This is a genomic window from Paenibacillus sp. HGF5 (genome assembly GCF_000204455.1).
In the GTDB taxonomy this organism is placed as follows: Bacteria; Bacillota; Bacilli; order Paenibacillales; family Paenibacillaceae; genus Paenibacillus_AQ; species Paenibacillus_AQ lautus_A.
Genome location: NZ_AEXS01000130.1, coordinates 41,940 through 56,690 on the forward strand (window position 1 = coordinate 41,940; position 14,751 = coordinate 56,690).

The following is a 14,751-nucleotide window of genomic DNA, read 5'->3' on the forward strand; positions in this document are numbered from 1 at the left end:
CTGCAAAGGTTGCTCCATCACTGTTTATAACGGCGAAAGCCGTCACGGAGCTTTAAGGTTTATGTACAATGTTTGAAGCCCTGTTGGTTGTCTATGCACTGCAGTTGACTTTATAATAGGCTATAGATATCTACGTATGTGTTTTCAGAGGAGAGGTACCCATGCCGAAAAAAATCGCACCCGAATTTTATTTTATTGGCAACCATCCCGTGCTGGATTTCGTGAATACCAAGATCGCTGTCAGCGGTCAGCCGCTGGATTTGCTGGATACATTCGATTCTTTATTGGATTGGATGGTGAAGGCGAACCTGCTGTCGGAGGTGGAACGCAACCTGCGCAAAGCGGTGTATAACGGCAACGAAGAGGAAGCCCGGATCGTGGAGTCCGCCAGATTGCTCCGCGAACACCTCTTTCATCTGATTCAGCCGGGCAGTGCGAACGAGAGTTCAACGGAAGCAAGCCTGCAGTTCATTAACGGGCTGCTGAAGGAGCAAATCATGCGCACCGTGCTTGTGGCCGAAGGCAGCGCCTACAGCCGCAAAAGCCGGATGCTTTTTCGGAAGCCGCTCGACCTGCTGAGCCCGATCGCCGTATCCGCCGTTGATTTTTTAACGACCCATGACTTGAAGCTGGTGAAAAAATGCGAAAATCCGGCGTGCGTGCTTCGCTTTTACGACAATAGCAAAAACGGCACAAGGCGCTGGTGCAGCCCCAAAACATGCGGAAACCGCATGAAGGTCGCTGCCTATCTGGAGCGTCAGAAACAACAAACGAAGGAATCTTAGATAAACCGTCTAAGATTCCTTTTTTAATACCCAAAATAAAACTTTACAGGTTAATTTTCGGGATATATAATACCCTTAAGTTAGTTATGATGGTTAATAAAATGAAAAGAGGTGTTCTACAAACATAACGACCAGCCAAAAGGATCTAAATAGCAATCGCTTCATAAAAAAATCGCAGGTATTCAAGGAGGCGTTTATCCAATGGAACATAAAGTCCAGTATCATACGGCTCAAATCAACGGTTTGGACATTTTTTACCGTGAAGCAGGAGCTCACGGCTCGCCTGTCGTATTACTGCTGCATGGTTTTCCGACTTCCAGCCATATGTATCGTCATTTGATTCCGGCCCTTGCCGATCAGTATCATGTGATCGCACCTGATTATCCGGGATTTGGTTACAGCAGCGCGCCAGAACATGATCAGTTCCGGTACAGCTTTGACCATTTCAGTCAGCTCATCGAAGAATTGCTGGCACAATTAAATATCCGGACCTTCTACATGTACTTGATGGACTATGGTGCACCCGTCGGGTTCCGGATCGCGGCGCGACATCCCGAGCGAATCCGAGGCCTGATCATTCAGAACGGGAACGCCTACCATGAGGGACTCGAAGAATTCTGGAATCCCATTAAAGCATACTGGGAAGATCCCGCGAATCCGGATAAACGCGAGACCCTGCGCCGGCTAACCAGCATCGAGGCAACGAAGTGGCAGTATACGCATGGAGTCGCTGACGCCTCCCTCATCAGCCCGGACACCTATACCTTGGATCAAGCGCTGCTCGACCGTCCAGGCAATCAGGAAATTCAACTGGATTTGTTCCTGGATTACGGATCGAATCCTCCCTTGTATCCGGCTTGGCAGCAATATTTCCGCCATGCTCAGCCGCCAACCCTGATTGTGTGGGGGCAAGGCGACCACATCTTCCCTGAGAACGGCGCCCATCCGTATCTGCGTGATTTGCCTCATGCCGAGCTGCATCTCCTGAAGGGGGCCGGTCATTTTGCATTGGAATCCCATGGACCGGAAATCGTTCAATACATCCGGGCATTTTTGGAACGGCAATGATTCTGAGCATGATTCAAACCCAAGGTGACAAGCTATTTTTTCATCCGTCTTTTCACGGAAACGCACTTCATGATACAATCCCCCAATAAGTAAGGATTCAGGCAGATCCGAATGAGGTAGGGGGGGACATCATGGGCATCCGACCGATTGATATCGCCAAGAAACTGGGGATCACCACAAGTGCGCTCAAGCACTATGAGAAATGGGGAATCGTCCCTCCTGCCGAGCGTGCGCCGAACGGCTACCGGTTATATACCGAGGAGCATGCCGCTTATTTCGAGTGCATCCGCGCCATGTTCCCCGGTTTCGGCGTAGACGTGACGAAGCAAGTCATGAAGAAGCTGCAGGAAAGGGAGCTGGATGATGCGCTCTGGATCGTAAGCGAGGCCCAGGCCCGCCTCCAGCAGGATAAAATCCTTGCGGAGCGCACCATCCGCATTCTGGAAACGGAGCAGCTTGACGCAGTCGATGCCCGAGGCCGCAAGAAAGAGCTGACCATCGGGGAGGTTGCAGCCGAGATCGGCGTTCCCACCTCGGCCATCCGCCATTGGGAGAAGGAGGGCGTCCTTATCCTGCCGCGGGATCAGGATAACGGCTACCGGAAATTCGATGGTGCCCAAATCCGGCAGATTATGATCATTCGGATTCTCCGCTCAGCCAATTACCCGCTTGAAGTCATCAAGGACGTCCTGCAAGAGCTCGAGCATCATCAGGTTCATAACGCCAGACGGGTCCTCAAGGACACGCTGGTGTACCTCAACTACCTCAATCATAACCAAATACGCGGCGTGCACTACTTATATCAGTTGTGCCAAGTATTGAAGTTAATGTAATCGCTATCCATTCGCACATTGGTTTTTGCTGTATCAAAAAAACAAACCCGGAGCCTCATCCGGGTTTGTTTGTGTGTATGTGCCGCTTATGGATTAACCTTGATGGAACCGACCGAGGTCGTCAGGGATATTTTCGCTCCGCCGCCGTTGACGTCACTCTGTCCCCGGCTTGCTCCTGTAATCTGTCCCAGCTCGGTTTCGGTATCCAGCGTATATTTCATGGACGGCGCGAACGCAGCGGTGATGCTGCCTGCCGATGTGTTGGCCGTCAGCGAGCCGTCCGTGTCGATCTGCTTAAGATCCAGCTTGATGCTGCCCGCTCCGGATACGATCCTGGAGCTGCCCGTGATTTCCGTTTGGTTGAGCTGAATTTCCCCGGCTCCCAGCTGCAGCTCGAAAGCCCCCTTCAACTCGTTCACCCTTACCTTACCGACATCATTCTTGATGCGGATATTCTGCAGGGCTTCCGGTACCTCGATCACATAATCAATCATGAATCCGGAATCGCCGAACTGCTTCTGCGACCAGTCCCACAGGCTAATGCCGGAGTCGTCTCTAGGATGCGTCCTTAATTCCAGCATGCCATCCTGGAGCGTCAAGGAGGTAGCGGCCTGCTCCGTCACCTGGGTGCGAATGTTATCGTTCTTGAAAAAACTGTCGTTGAACCATACGGTTGTTTTCACGTTGACCTCGCTACCGGGTACCGCGATAAGCTCGATATTGCCTACGGCATGGTCGATGACCAGTCCCTCGGCCGTGCCGGCTTCCTGAGCCGTCGTCCATTCGAACTCCTTCCCTTCCCGTTTTACTTGATCGCTGATGGCTATCGCCGATTCGCCGGCTAGGTTCCCGATTTGCGCTAATTTATCAAGCTCCCGGTTTACCGATTCATCTGCATTTAGGGCAGCATCGCATCCGACCAGCACGGCAAATATCAACAGCGACGAAATTTTCACGGCCATCATGCTCTGTTTTCTCTTCAAATCCTCCACGTCCATTCCTGTTTATGTATATGTCCATTATATCGTGGAGGGAAAAGTTCACACGCTGCCGCGGACCAGTTTCTTCCTGGACCTTAGTCTGGGACACCCCCTCCGTCTTTTGTATGATGCACGTACGAATCATTCCTCCAATCGCTGTTGCCCGGGAGTTCCCGCAGTATAAGATCTACTCTTGGAACATCCCTTTTCTCTAAAATCATGCGAGGATCTCATGGCTGGCCTATCCGCAGCACGACCTTTCCCCGCACATGGCCGGATTCCACGGCACGATGCGCTTCCGCCGCTTCGCTCAGCGAGAACGTCTGCGACACATGGATTTTCAGCTTCCCTTGATCATACATTTGGACCAGTTCCGCTAATCGATCCTTGGAGCGCTGGCTGCGGATGGGGCGCACCCCCAATTCTTCCACCAGATCGAAGGCCACGATCGTTCCGATGCGGCTCCGGTCGCCGACAAGCTCCACCGAGGCCCGCAGCGCCTCTTCGCCGGCGGCATCAAGCGCGGCTGTCACTCCCTCGGTTGCGCAAGCCTTGACCCGGTCTACAAGGCCTGGTCCATAAACAACGGGAACGGCGCCCAGCGAACGAAGATAATCATGATTTCGCTCGCTTGCGGTCCCGATGACCCGCGCTCCCCAGGCTCGAGCGATCTGGACGGCAAAAGAGCCGACTCCTCCCGCTGCCGCATGAATCAAAACCGTATCCCTATGGCCAATCCCTAGCACCGCAAGTGCCGTATGGGCGGTTTGCCCCGATGCGGTCAAGGCACCCGCTTCCTCCCATGGCATCGAATCGGGTTTCCGTACAGCTTGGTCTGCGCTGACCACGACATATTCAGCGTAACAAGCGAGCAATGACCAGCCAATGACGTCATCCCCCATTTTAAAATCCGTCACTCCCTCCCCTACCTGATCAACCGTTCCGGCGAATTCGTTACCGAGGATTTGCGGCATCCGCAATGTCACACCGGGCGGCGCCCAGCCGCTCCCCCTGATTCCGCAGTCGGCCGGCTGCACGCCTGCCGCCTTGATGTTAACTCTTATCTGGCCGTTGCCGGCCTGAGGATCGTCGAAGTCCATAACGCGCAAAACTTCCGGCGGTCCAATCGTACTGAACGCAGCTGCTTTCATATCGATCATCCTTTCCTGCATCGCTTGATCTTGTATCTGAGACCATTCTATAATCATCGATAGATAATAAAAAATACAAAATAGTCTATGTATATATATACTGGAGTATATAAGCAGGGACGGTGAACCGTAATGGAAATGTTGCAGCTGAAGTATTTTGTTACCGTAGCAAGGCTTGAACATATGACCAAAGCCGCAGAGGAGCTCCATATTGCTCAGCCTGCGCTCAGCAAAACCATCTCCAGACTCGAAGAGAATCTCGGGGTTCCGTTATTTGAACGCCAAGGCCGGCAAATCCGTCTCAATCCGTACGGCAGAGCATTTTTGGCGAAAGCCAAAGCTGCCCTGCAGCTGCTGGAAGAGGGACGGCGGGAAGTGGAAGATCTTGCGGGGCTGGAGCATGGGCGCATTCATTTGGCCTTATCCAACATGGAGCAGCTCCGCGAGCCTTTACGCTTGTTTCTGCGCGAGCATCCGAAGATCAACTTTCACATTATCCAGTCCTCGATGGAGGATATGGTTCAGACGATTGAACATAATGAAGTGGATTTCTTTCTGACTTCCATGCCCGTTCGGCATCCGGATATACGCAGCTTGCCTTTGCACGTGGAAGAGGTGTTCTTGGCCGTTCCCCCCACCCACCGCTTAGCCGGAAACAATCGCATCCGCTTAATTGAGGCTGCCGGAGAAGCCTTTGTGGGTTATAAAGAAGGCCATCCGTATCAGAAGATGAATAACGAGTTTTGCAAGCAAGCCGGTTTTCAACCGAAGGTCGTCTGCGAGGTGGAAGACCCTAGGACCATCGCTGATCTGGTCCGTTCGGGGTTTGGCGTGGCTTTAATCGGGGAATGCAGAAGCAGCGAGGAATTAAAGCTGACGAAGCTCAGCATTCAAGAACCTCTCGCACGCCGGGTATTTCAAATCGCATGGCTGGAATCCAGATACTTGTCCAAGGCCGCGATTTCCTTCCGCGATTACCTCGTTGAATATTACGCGGATCACGGTAATTGAGACATAACCACCACGTCGTAAACGACGTGGATTTTTTATGTTATCGAAATTCCAAACCCTGCAGCGCCGTTTCATTCTCGGGCTATTCTCACTTGGGCACGCGTCTGTCCGTGGACCTTGGTAGAACAAGACTACAATGATCTTTCCCTGCTTTGATATTTCGAGGGTTGACAATATTTGGGGAATGATTATACTTTTGAGTAAACACTCAGTTTTTTCGAATTCATCGCTCATGACTATTTAGCATCCATGGAAACCGGTAGCTCCGCAAGGAAGCTTTGCCTATTTCATTTCAAAGGAGAAAGACATCTGCCTATGCCAACAACAACCCGTCGAAATGCCAAGAAGGAACGGATATTGAACGCCGCTCTGAAGCTGTTCTCCCAGCAGGGATTCCATGCAACGACAACCAAAGAGATTGCGGCCGAAAGCGGCGTGGCCGAAGGACTGATCTTCTACCACTTTGGTGATAAACGGAAGCTGCTGCTCTTTCTTGTGAACAATTTTTCCTTTGCTGCGCAGCTTCAAGAGGATGCCGGGGAACTGTCGAAGCTTCCTGCGGACGAGGCCCTGTTTCAATACGGCATGGCATATCTCCAATTCCTCAGGACGAACATGGATTATCTGATGCTCATTTGGTCACCTGAACTCATAAGGGATGCCGAGGTATCAAAAGAGGTATCGCGGCTGATCGGAGGTTTTGGGGCAGCAGGCAGCAGCATGCTCAGACAGACAGCGGGACCCGATCATCAACCGGAACACACGGTTCAGGTTGCCATGATGATGATGACCTCCTCCATCCTGGTCTATTGCATGCTCCATTCCCGTTTCGGAGAGGAAGCGCTCCCGCTCGGGGACGAATCCTATATTCGCGAGCTCGTCCGGCTGCTGCTGCATGGGATGGGCGAAGAATCCGGATCATAACGTTTTTCTAGGTGAAGAGCGAAGTACAAAAAGCTGATGGCCGTATATAGCATGCCGCATCGGCTTCTTTTATCCTCTGAAATTGAGTATTTACTCAGTTTCTATTCTTTAGGCATCGCTAATATGGTTAGATTGAAGGGAGAAATGAGGATTATGCTGTCATTCATGCCGGATTGGAATTTCGTCATGTTGTTGTGGCTGCTGCCGGTTGTATTTTTCATTCACGACGGGGAAGAGATTGCCACGATGGAATGGTGGCTCAGGAAGAACAAGAACAGCCCCTGGATCACGAAATTTTCGCCAGTATCCATTCCGTGGGATAAGAACATCACCCTGCAATTCTCCTTTGCCGTACTGCTGATTGGCATCGTTCTCACCTGCGTAACGTTTCTAACGGCGCATACCTTCCATATCGGCAGCCCGTCTAACGCCCTGTTCGCGGGCTTCGTTACGGTGTTCCTGCTGGACGGCGTGAAACATGTTGGCGCCTCAATCGCGCTGAAGGCATACACCCCTGGCGTCATTACAGCTGCGGTCCTTGAAATTCCATACGGACTTTATGCGCTTAACCGCCTGCTGTCCACTGGAATCGTTGATGCCACGGCATTCGTAATGGGAACTTTGATCTCCATGCCGCTCATTCTGTTTCTGGTCTGGTTCGGTTTAACGCTTGGGAAACGGATCGCGCCGCACCGCATAAATACGTAGGCTCCGATAACGTGCATTACAGCGCTTTCAAAAGTCAACACTCTTTTCGATTAAACGTGAGATATGTCATTGCGAATCTCTCCCTGGACGACTTCGTTTTCCTCAACATATTAGCCAAGCGCCGGCTCATAAGCTTAATGGATGGCAGTTAAACCGGATACGTTACGTACAAACCATATGGAGGGAGATACCGATGATGGAGGATCAGAACCAGAAACGAGAAAATGCCGGCCGTATACCCCAGCCGATTCGCAGCGACGGTGCAGGCGGGCCGGACTATGGTCCGCGGGATGTGATGAGGGATATCGAGAATCCCGACATGCTAGTACCTCCGGTCACGGATGCGGGCTTGATGCCGAATCTGAAAATGTCGTTCTCCGACACGCATATGCAGCTGAATCATGGCGGCTGGTCGCGGGAAATTACGGTACGGGACCTGCCGATTGCGACCACGCTGGCCGGCGTGAACATGAGCCTGACGCCCGGCGGAGTTCGGGAGCTGCATTGGCATCAGCAGGCGGAGTGGTCCTATATGATATGGGGCAGCGCCAGGATTACGGCCATGGATGCAAGCGGCAGGAATTTTATAGCGGATGTGGGACCGGGCGACCTTTGGTATTTTCCGGCCGGCCTCCCCCACTCGATCCAAGGACTCGAGGAAGGCTGTGAATTTCTGCTGGTCTTTGACGACGGCCACTTCTCGGACCTGAACACCTTATCGATCTCCGACTGGTTTGCCCACACGCCTAAGGACGTGTTGTCCGCCAACTTCGGCGTGCCGGAGAACGCGTTTGCCCATATCCCGAAGGAGCAGGTTTATATTTTTCAAGACCAGGTACCGGGTTCGCTTGCCAGCCAGGAGGTGCAATCTCCCTACGGAACGGTGCCGCTCAGCTTCAAGCACCGGCTGTTGGCGCAGGAACCGATCATAACCCCTGGCGGAAGCGTAAGGATCGTGGATTCCCGCAATTTCCCGATCTCCAAAACCGTTGCAGCCGCGCTGGTCGAGATCAAGCCTGGCGCCATGCGGGAGCTCCATTGGCATCCGAATCAGGACGAATGGCAGTATTACTTGACCGGGCAGGGAAGAATGACCGTATTCGCCGGCAATGGAGCAGCTCGGACCTTCGATTACAGAGCCGGCGACGTCGGTTACGTGCCCTTTGCCTTCGGTCACTACATACAGAATACTGGCACGGAATCCTTATGGTTTCTGGAAATGTTCAGAAGCGACCGGTTCGAGGATATATCCTTGAATCAATGGATGGCCTTGACGCCTCGGGACCTGGTCCGGGATAACCTGAACGTCGGAAACGAAGTCACCGATGCTTTGCGCAAGGAGAAGTGGCCTGTCGTAAAGTATCCGGGATATTCGTATTATCCGCGATAACGTTCCATCCCTCTTCTTTGTCTCAGACATTGCCCGCGTTATCGAAAGGCCTTGCAGACCTGCCTAAGGGCTTGATTCCGAGGCAGTCTGCATGTGCTGTCATGCTGAGATTGACTTTTCCTTCCTTCTGCCATATAGTTCATTAATGAAACTATTTCATACGTGAACTGTTTGAGAGGAGAACTATCATTGAACGACAAAGCAAGGCAGTGGATCGACCGTTATGTCGATGTCTACCTGCTGGTATCGCGGCGGATCAATGCCCAGATCCGGGAGCAGCTCGGCGAAGACCTCACCAGCGACCAGTTTCAGGTTGTCCGCTTGATCAACGGCATGAATCGCTGTACTTCGTCCTATCTCGCGGAAGCTCTCGCGGTCGGCAAAAGCTCGGTTACGGCCATCGTCAACCGTCTCGTGGATGCCGGCATTATCGACAGGACCCGGGACGAAGCGGATCGCAGGCTGGTGTATCTGACTTTAACGGAGTACGGACATACGATTTTTGAATCGGCCCAGGAGCAGATAAGGGAGATCATCTCCCCTTACCTGCAGCATTTTGAAGAAAAAGATATCGAAATGTTTATCTCGATGTTCGAGAAACTGGGGCAATTGATGTTTGAATCAGGGGGGAGAAAGAATTGAGAGCTATACTGAAAGCAAGATGGGCCATCATCGTGCTGTGGCTGGTGGCCGCCGTCGCGCTGTTTATGTTCGCGCCTTCCATGGCGGACCTGGTGCGGGAGAAGGGCCAGCTATCCGTGCCGGATGGATATAGCTCTTCGCGCGCGGCTGAAATTCTGAAGGAAGCCTCCGGGGGCGAGGGCGGGGAAACCCTGAACCAGGTTGCACTTGTCTTCAACAAACCCGACGGGTTAAGCGAAGCGGATAAAGAAAGCATCCGGCTGGGCGTTCAAGCTTTAAACGACAATAAAGACAGCCTTCACATCGATTCCATAAATGAACCGTTCACGCAGACGGAGCTGGAAGACACGCTCATTGCCAAAGACGGCAAGACCATCATGGTCGCGCTTCAGGTCAGCGGGGGCGAGGAAGCCGTGAAAGAGCTGCCCGGGAAGGTCGATCAGGTGCTCGAAGGCGTTCAAGCCGACCATTACCTGACCAGCGAAGGTCTCATCAACGAAGATACCATCGTCAGCTCCGAGGAAGGCCTGAAGAAAACGGAATATATTACGGTCATCTTTATTCTGTTGATCCTGTTCGTTGTATTCCGTTCCTTCGTGGCACCGTTCGTGCCGCTGTTGACCGTAGGACTCAGTTATCTCGTGTCCCAGTCGGTTGTGTCCTTTCTCGTGGACCAGTTCAACTTCCCGATATCCACCTTCACCCAGATCTTTATGGTGGCCGTCATGTTCGGGATCGGAACCGACTACTGCATCCTACTGATCAGCCGGTTTAAGGAAGAACTCACCACATCCGAAGATACCCAATCGGCCATTATCGAAACTTATCGGAAAGCCGGCGGCACCGTGCTTTATTCCGGGCTTGCCGTATTCGTCGGCTTTGCAGCCATAGGTTTATCCAAGTTCATTCTGTATAAATCCGCGGTTGCGGTTGCGATCGGCATCGCGGTTATGCTTCTTGCGTTAGTCACGGTCGTGCCGTTCTTCATGGCGGTCCTCGGGAAGAAACTCTTCTGGCCGTCACGCGGCAAGCTGGAACACAGCGAAAATAAACTATGGGGAGCGGCCGGTTCCTTCTCCCTCAAGCGTCCTTGGGCCGCCATGCTCGTCGTGGCCGTCATCGTCGGGCCCTTCCTCGCTACGTACAGCGGCAAGCTGTCGTTTAACAGCCTGGAGGAAATCGGCCCGAGTTATGATTCGGTCAAGGGCTTTAATATCATTTCCGACAGCTTCGGTCCCGGGCAGTCGCTGCCTTCCACCATCGTGATCAAGAACGATGACCGGATGGATACGCCGGAGTACATGGGACTCGCGGAAAAAATCAGCCGGGAAGTGGAAAAGGTTGAAGGCGTTTCGAGCGTTCGCGGACTTTCGCGTCCAACCGGCGAGCAAATCAACGATTTCCTCATTCCGACTCAAGTCAAAACGTTAAACGAAGGATTGGGAGAGTCCAAAGACGGGCTGACCCAAATTCAGAACGGACTTTCCGAAGCAGGCAAGCAGCTCAGCGAGAATGCGCCGAAGCTGAATGAGGCTGCTGCGGGAGCGCAAGAGCTGACGAAGGGAACGGCCGACCTGAAGGACGGCATCACCGAGCTTGGTCAGGGTCTCAGCGCCATTCAAAAAGGGATTCAAAGCGGAAGCGCCGGTGCCGGTGAACTCAAAGCCGGACTCGCCAAGGCAGCGCAAAGCGCGAAAGAGTTGGCCGCTGCCCACGACCAGCTTCTACAAGGCTACAAGCAGCTCGACACCGGATTAGCGGCCCTAAACGGAGGCGTTGCCGGAATCCAGGAACAGCTGGGCGGCGTTGCCGCGGCTCTGAAAGGACTTGAAGGCTCCTTCACGGGATTGGAGAGCAGCCATCCAGAACTCGTTCAGGATATCGATTATCAAACGATTAAAGGCACCGTTACCCAAACGGCAGCAGGCACGGCAGAGCTGGCCGCGGGGTTGGGACAGATCTCCGAGCAGCTTAAGGGCGCATCGGCAGGCTTATCGGAAGCCAACGCCGGCTACGCCAAGGCAGCCGCAGGGCAAACGGCGCTTGCCGACGGTCTTCAGCAGCTTGTGTCCGGGATCGCAGAGCTTCAATCCGGCCTCTCGCTAGCCGCTAACGGGCAGGGCCAAATCGTAAGCCAGATCCCTTCCATTACGGGCGGACTGGACCAGCTGCAGGGCGGCCAGAAGCAGCTTGCCGACGGGTTCGGCGATCTTACCGGACAGATCGGAGAGCTGACGGAAGGACTGAATTCCAGCGCCGACGGGCTGAAACAAATTTCGGACGGACTGCATTCCGCTCAGGATTACCTGCAGCAAATTCAGGACGTTCAGGATGAGGATCTCAGCGGATTCTTCATCCCGCAGGAAGCCCTGGAGAACGAAGAATTCCAGACGGTATTCGATACCTACTTGTCCGATGACCGCAAAGTGATGACGCTGGATGTGGTTCTGTCAACCAATCCGTACAGCGAAGAAGCGCTGGGCAGCGTCGAACAGATTCAGGCAGCCGTCGACCGTGCAGTAAAAGACACGAAGCTGGAGAACGCCGAGGTTGCCATCAACGGCATTACCAGCACCAACAACGATTTGCAGAGCATCTCGAATGAAGATTACACGCGTACCGTGATTCTCATGCTGAGCGGAATCTTCATTATCCTGGTCGTGCTGCTGCGATCCATCGTGATGCCGATCTACCTGATTATTTCGCTGGTCATCACGTACTTTACCGCCGTCGGCGTTACAGAGATGATTTTCGTCCACGGCTTCGGATATTCCGGCATTACTTGGGCCACGCCGTTCTTCAGCTTTGTCATGCTGATCGCGCTAGGGGTGGATTACAGCATCTTCCTGATGGCACGCTTCAACGAGAACAAAACTTGGAACGTTCAGGATGCCATTCTCCATGCCATGCGCAACATGGGCACGGTCATTCTGTCCGCGGTGGTCATTCTTGGCGGCACCTTTGCGGCCATGTATCCATCCGGCGTATTGTCCATGATGCAGATCGCCACGGTCGTCTTGGTTGGACTTGTGCTTTATGCACTCCTGTTCCTGCCATTCTTCGTGCCGGTGATGGTTCGCATCTTCGGCCGGGCCAACTGGTGGCCGTTCAGCCCTAAGGAACAGGGCGACGCTTCCAGAACGGGACATGATCTGAAGATGTAATTAACAATTTGAATACGATAAAAAGGGCTGCACCCGCGTTAGGCATACGGGGGATGCAGCCCTTTTGTCGTTTCCTCCCAAACATCGGAATCTTCATACTACTCTCCCGTAAGGGCAGGGCTATCGCATTCAGAGCATGGTACGGGCCGTTATGTCCTCTACTGCACAATTCCGATATAAAACCCGTCATATCCCTTGCTTCCAACCGTTTGAATGGCCGTGCCGGCAATCGAGGAGTCTGCCGACAGCAGATCCATGAATTTTCGGATGCCATGCACCCGAGGGTCTGTGCTGTGATAATCGATGACTTCTCCGTTCCGGATGACATTATCGCTAATGATGACGGTGCCAGCCTTGGAGAACTGCAAGGCCCATTTCAAATAATTCGGATTGTTTGGTTTATCGGCATCGATGAAGATCAGATCGAACGGCTCCGCCTTTTCCTTAGCCAGCTGCTCCAGCTGCGCCAATGCATCGCCTACGCGGATGCTGACCCTATCCTCCAGTCCAGCCAACGCTACGTTGGATTTGGCAACCTTCGCATGATGCGGATCGAGCTCCAATGAAATCAGCCGCCCTTCTGCCCCGATCGCCCTAGCCATCCAAATCGTGCTGTAACCGCCAAGCGTACCGATCTCCAAGATTCGTTTCGCTCCCTTGATCTGAACGATCACGTTCAGCAGCTTGCCCTGAGCGGGAGATACATCGATCTCAGGCAAGCCTGCCTCCCGGTTTGCGGCCAATACCTTCTCCAGCACCTCGTCATAAGGAATCAAATGTTCCGTCACATAATCGTCCACTTTGCCCCAAGTCGCAGCATCATTCGCATTCGCTTTCATGCCTGTTTCCTCCCTTAAACTTCAAATTGGATTTTACACATTCATTGTATGTGATTTAATATTATAAAAATAATATATAATTAAGTAGGTTATATAAATAAAATATATAAATTAGACAGGAGTGCGGCTCCATATGAATTTACATGCCTTACGGCTGTTTCACGTCATTGCCACAACGGGCAGCGTCACCCGGGCTGCCGAATTATTAAATATAAGCCAGCCGGCCATAACGGCACAGGTTAAGAAATTCGAGAAGGAGCTTTCCCTTACCCTGTTCAAGCCGCAGGGCAGAGGCATCGGATTGACGCAGGCTGGCGCCGAGCTGCTCCCGCTTGCCAAAAGGCTCTTCTCGGTGGAGCAGCAGATCGAACAATTCTGCCGGGATTACCGCAGCGGTTCGAGGGGGCATATCCGACTGGCTGCAACCTACCTCCCCTCCCATTTTCTTCTGCCGGCCTGGCTTGCAAAATACAAGCAGCGGTACGAAGACGTCGAAATGAGCATTACCACCACGAATTCCAGCGATGCGCTTAAGCAGCTGCTGAACATGGACGTGGATCTTGCGATATACGGCGGCCTCCCTGAGGAATCGCCGGATACGATACAGACCGAGGAGCTGTTCCGGGATGAGCTGTGGTTTGTCGTCTCCCCCGACCACCGTTATGCCAATCAGCATATCTCCCTGGATGAAATGATGAGAGAGCCTTTTGTCATGCGGGAGGAAGGAAGCTCGACGCGGGAACGGTTATTTGCCTTATGCCGCACCCACAGCTCCCCTTCGCCCCGTATCACGCTGCAATTCAACGGCCTGCATGAAGCGATCACGGCCGTCATTGCCGGATACGGGGCCAACTTCGTGTCTTCGCTCGTGGTGCGGGAATACGTGGAGCGCGGTGAGCTCAGCCAGGTATACGTCGATGGCATCGAGCTGCAAAATATCATTGCGGTCTGCACCCGCAAGCATGAAGCGTTATCCGCTGCCGCCATGAATTTCGTGGAGATGATCCGGGAACGGCCATAAGATAACCGTATGTCGTTTGGCAAGATGAAGCTGCACTTTTTGGAGCTTGCCTGCATTCTTCCTTGGAGCCTTGTCAGAGAAAACAACCCGTATGCTGCTTGGTCAAGACCCCATTTAGTAGACATTAAAAAAAACACCTAGGCTGCAAACTGGCGTCGGTACTCTACCGGCGTCAGTTTCTTTAGTTTCCGCTGTGGTCGCTCTCGGTTATAAAACCTTATGTATTTCTCAATTC

Annotated in this window: 14 protein-coding genes; 10 read left to right on the forward strand and 4 right to left on the reverse strand. The window is 52.9% G+C overall.

The annotated features are described in order from the left end of the window. Nucleotides 1–161 precede the first annotated feature (161 nt). The 3 genes from HMPREF9412_RS20310 to HMPREF9412_RS20320 all read left to right on the forward strand — a co-directional run bounded on the left by HMPREF9412_RS20310 (nt 162) and on the right by HMPREF9412_RS20320 (nt 2,686). Complete coding sequence (locus tag HMPREF9412_RS20310; protein WP_009593586.1) at nt 162–785, forward strand: CGNR zinc finger domain-containing protein; 624 nt, start codon at nt 162–164, stop codon at nt 783–785. Nucleotides 786–986: 201 nt separating this feature from the next. Continuing rightward, complete coding sequence (locus HMPREF9412_RS20315) at nt 987–1,853, forward strand: alpha/beta fold hydrolase (protein WP_009593578.1); 867 nt, start codon at nt 987–989, stop codon at nt 1,851–1,853. Between the two features lie 131 nt (nt 1,854–1,984). Further along, entirely contained in the window at nt 1,985–2,686 is a 702-nt protein-coding gene (locus HMPREF9412_RS20320) for a MerR family transcriptional regulator (RefSeq protein ID WP_009593595.1), read from the forward strand. Nucleotides 2,687–2,772: 86 nt separating this feature from the next. Here HMPREF9412_RS20320 and HMPREF9412_RS20325 read toward each other — a convergent pair whose 3' ends face one another. Both HMPREF9412_RS20325 and HMPREF9412_RS20330 read right to left on the reverse strand, forming a co-directional pair. Next, nucleotides 2,773–3,678 carry a DUF4097 family beta strand repeat-containing protein gene (locus HMPREF9412_RS20325; protein ID WP_139084029.1) on the reverse strand — a complete coding sequence of 302 codons (906 nt, stop codon included), beginning with the start codon at nt 3,676–3,678 and terminating at the stop codon, nt 2,773–2,775. A gap of 218 nt (nt 3,679–3,896) precedes the next feature. Next, entirely contained in the window at nt 3,897–4,817 is a 921-nt protein-coding gene (locus tag HMPREF9412_RS20330) for an NADP-dependent oxidoreductase (RefSeq protein WP_036672897.1), read from the reverse strand. A gap of 132 nt (nt 4,818–4,949) precedes the next feature. Here HMPREF9412_RS20330 and HMPREF9412_RS20335 point away from each other — a divergent pair, with 132 nt between their 5' ends. The 6 genes from HMPREF9412_RS20335 to HMPREF9412_RS20360 all read left to right on the forward strand — a co-directional run bounded on the left by HMPREF9412_RS20335 (nt 4,950) and on the right by HMPREF9412_RS20360 (nt 12,656). Further along, nucleotides 4,950–5,828, forward strand: a complete 879-nt coding sequence (locus HMPREF9412_RS20335; RefSeq protein ID WP_009593590.1) for a LysR family transcriptional regulator — start codon at nt 4,950–4,952, stop codon at nt 5,826–5,828. 315 nt (nt 5,829–6,143) lie between these two features. Further along, nucleotides 6,144–6,752, forward strand: a complete 609-nt coding sequence (locus HMPREF9412_RS20340; protein WP_009593606.1) for a TetR/AcrR family transcriptional regulator — start codon at nt 6,144–6,146, stop codon at nt 6,750–6,752. Nucleotides 6,753–6,905: 153 nt separating this feature from the next. Continuing rightward, nucleotides 6,906–7,460 (forward strand): HXXEE domain-containing protein, encoded by a 555-nt coding sequence (locus HMPREF9412_RS20345; RefSeq protein WP_009593588.1) that lies wholly within the window; start codon nt 6,906–6,908, stop codon nt 7,458–7,460. A gap of 193 nt (nt 7,461–7,653) precedes the next feature. Continuing rightward, a complete protein-coding gene (locus HMPREF9412_RS20350; RefSeq protein ID WP_009593592.1) occupies nt 7,654–8,850 on the forward strand; it encodes an oxalate decarboxylase family bicupin in 1,197 nt (398 codons plus the stop codon). A gap of 189 nt (nt 8,851–9,039) precedes the next feature. Beyond that, nucleotides 9,040–9,492, forward strand: coding sequence for a MarR family winged helix-turn-helix transcriptional regulator (locus HMPREF9412_RS20355; protein WP_009593603.1), 453 nt, complete (start codon nt 9,040–9,042; stop codon nt 9,490–9,492). Next, entirely contained in the window at nt 9,489–12,656 is a 3,168-nt protein-coding gene (locus HMPREF9412_RS20360) for an MMPL family transporter (protein WP_009593594.1), read from the forward strand. Before HMPREF9412_RS20355 ends, HMPREF9412_RS20360 begins: the two co-directional genes overlap by 4 nt. Before the next feature lie 158 nt (nt 12,657–12,814). On the opposite strand, the gene HMPREF9412_RS20365 is transcribed toward HMPREF9412_RS20360, so the two are convergent. Beyond that, the gene (locus HMPREF9412_RS20365; protein WP_009593580.1) at nt 12,815–13,495 is read right to left on the reverse strand and encodes an O-methyltransferase; all 681 of its coding nucleotides are present in this window, start codon (nt 13,493–13,495) and stop codon (nt 12,815–12,817) included. A gap of 133 nt (nt 13,496–13,628) precedes the next feature. On the opposite strand from HMPREF9412_RS20365, the gene HMPREF9412_RS20370 reads away from it, so the two are divergent. Further along, the gene (locus tag HMPREF9412_RS20370) at nt 13,629–14,516 is read left to right on the forward strand and encodes a LysR family transcriptional regulator (RefSeq protein WP_036672903.1); all 888 of its coding nucleotides are present in this window, start codon (nt 13,629–13,631) and stop codon (nt 14,514–14,516) included. A gap of 137 nt (nt 14,517–14,653) precedes the next feature. On the opposite strand, the gene HMPREF9412_RS32170 is transcribed toward HMPREF9412_RS20370, so the two are convergent. Beyond that, nucleotides 14,654–14,749: an IS3 family transposase gene (locus HMPREF9412_RS32170; protein WP_302621999.1), complete on the reverse strand. Its 96-nt coding sequence runs from the start codon at nt 14,747–14,749 to the stop codon at nt 14,654–14,656. Nucleotides 14,750–14,751 lie beyond the last annotated feature (2 nt).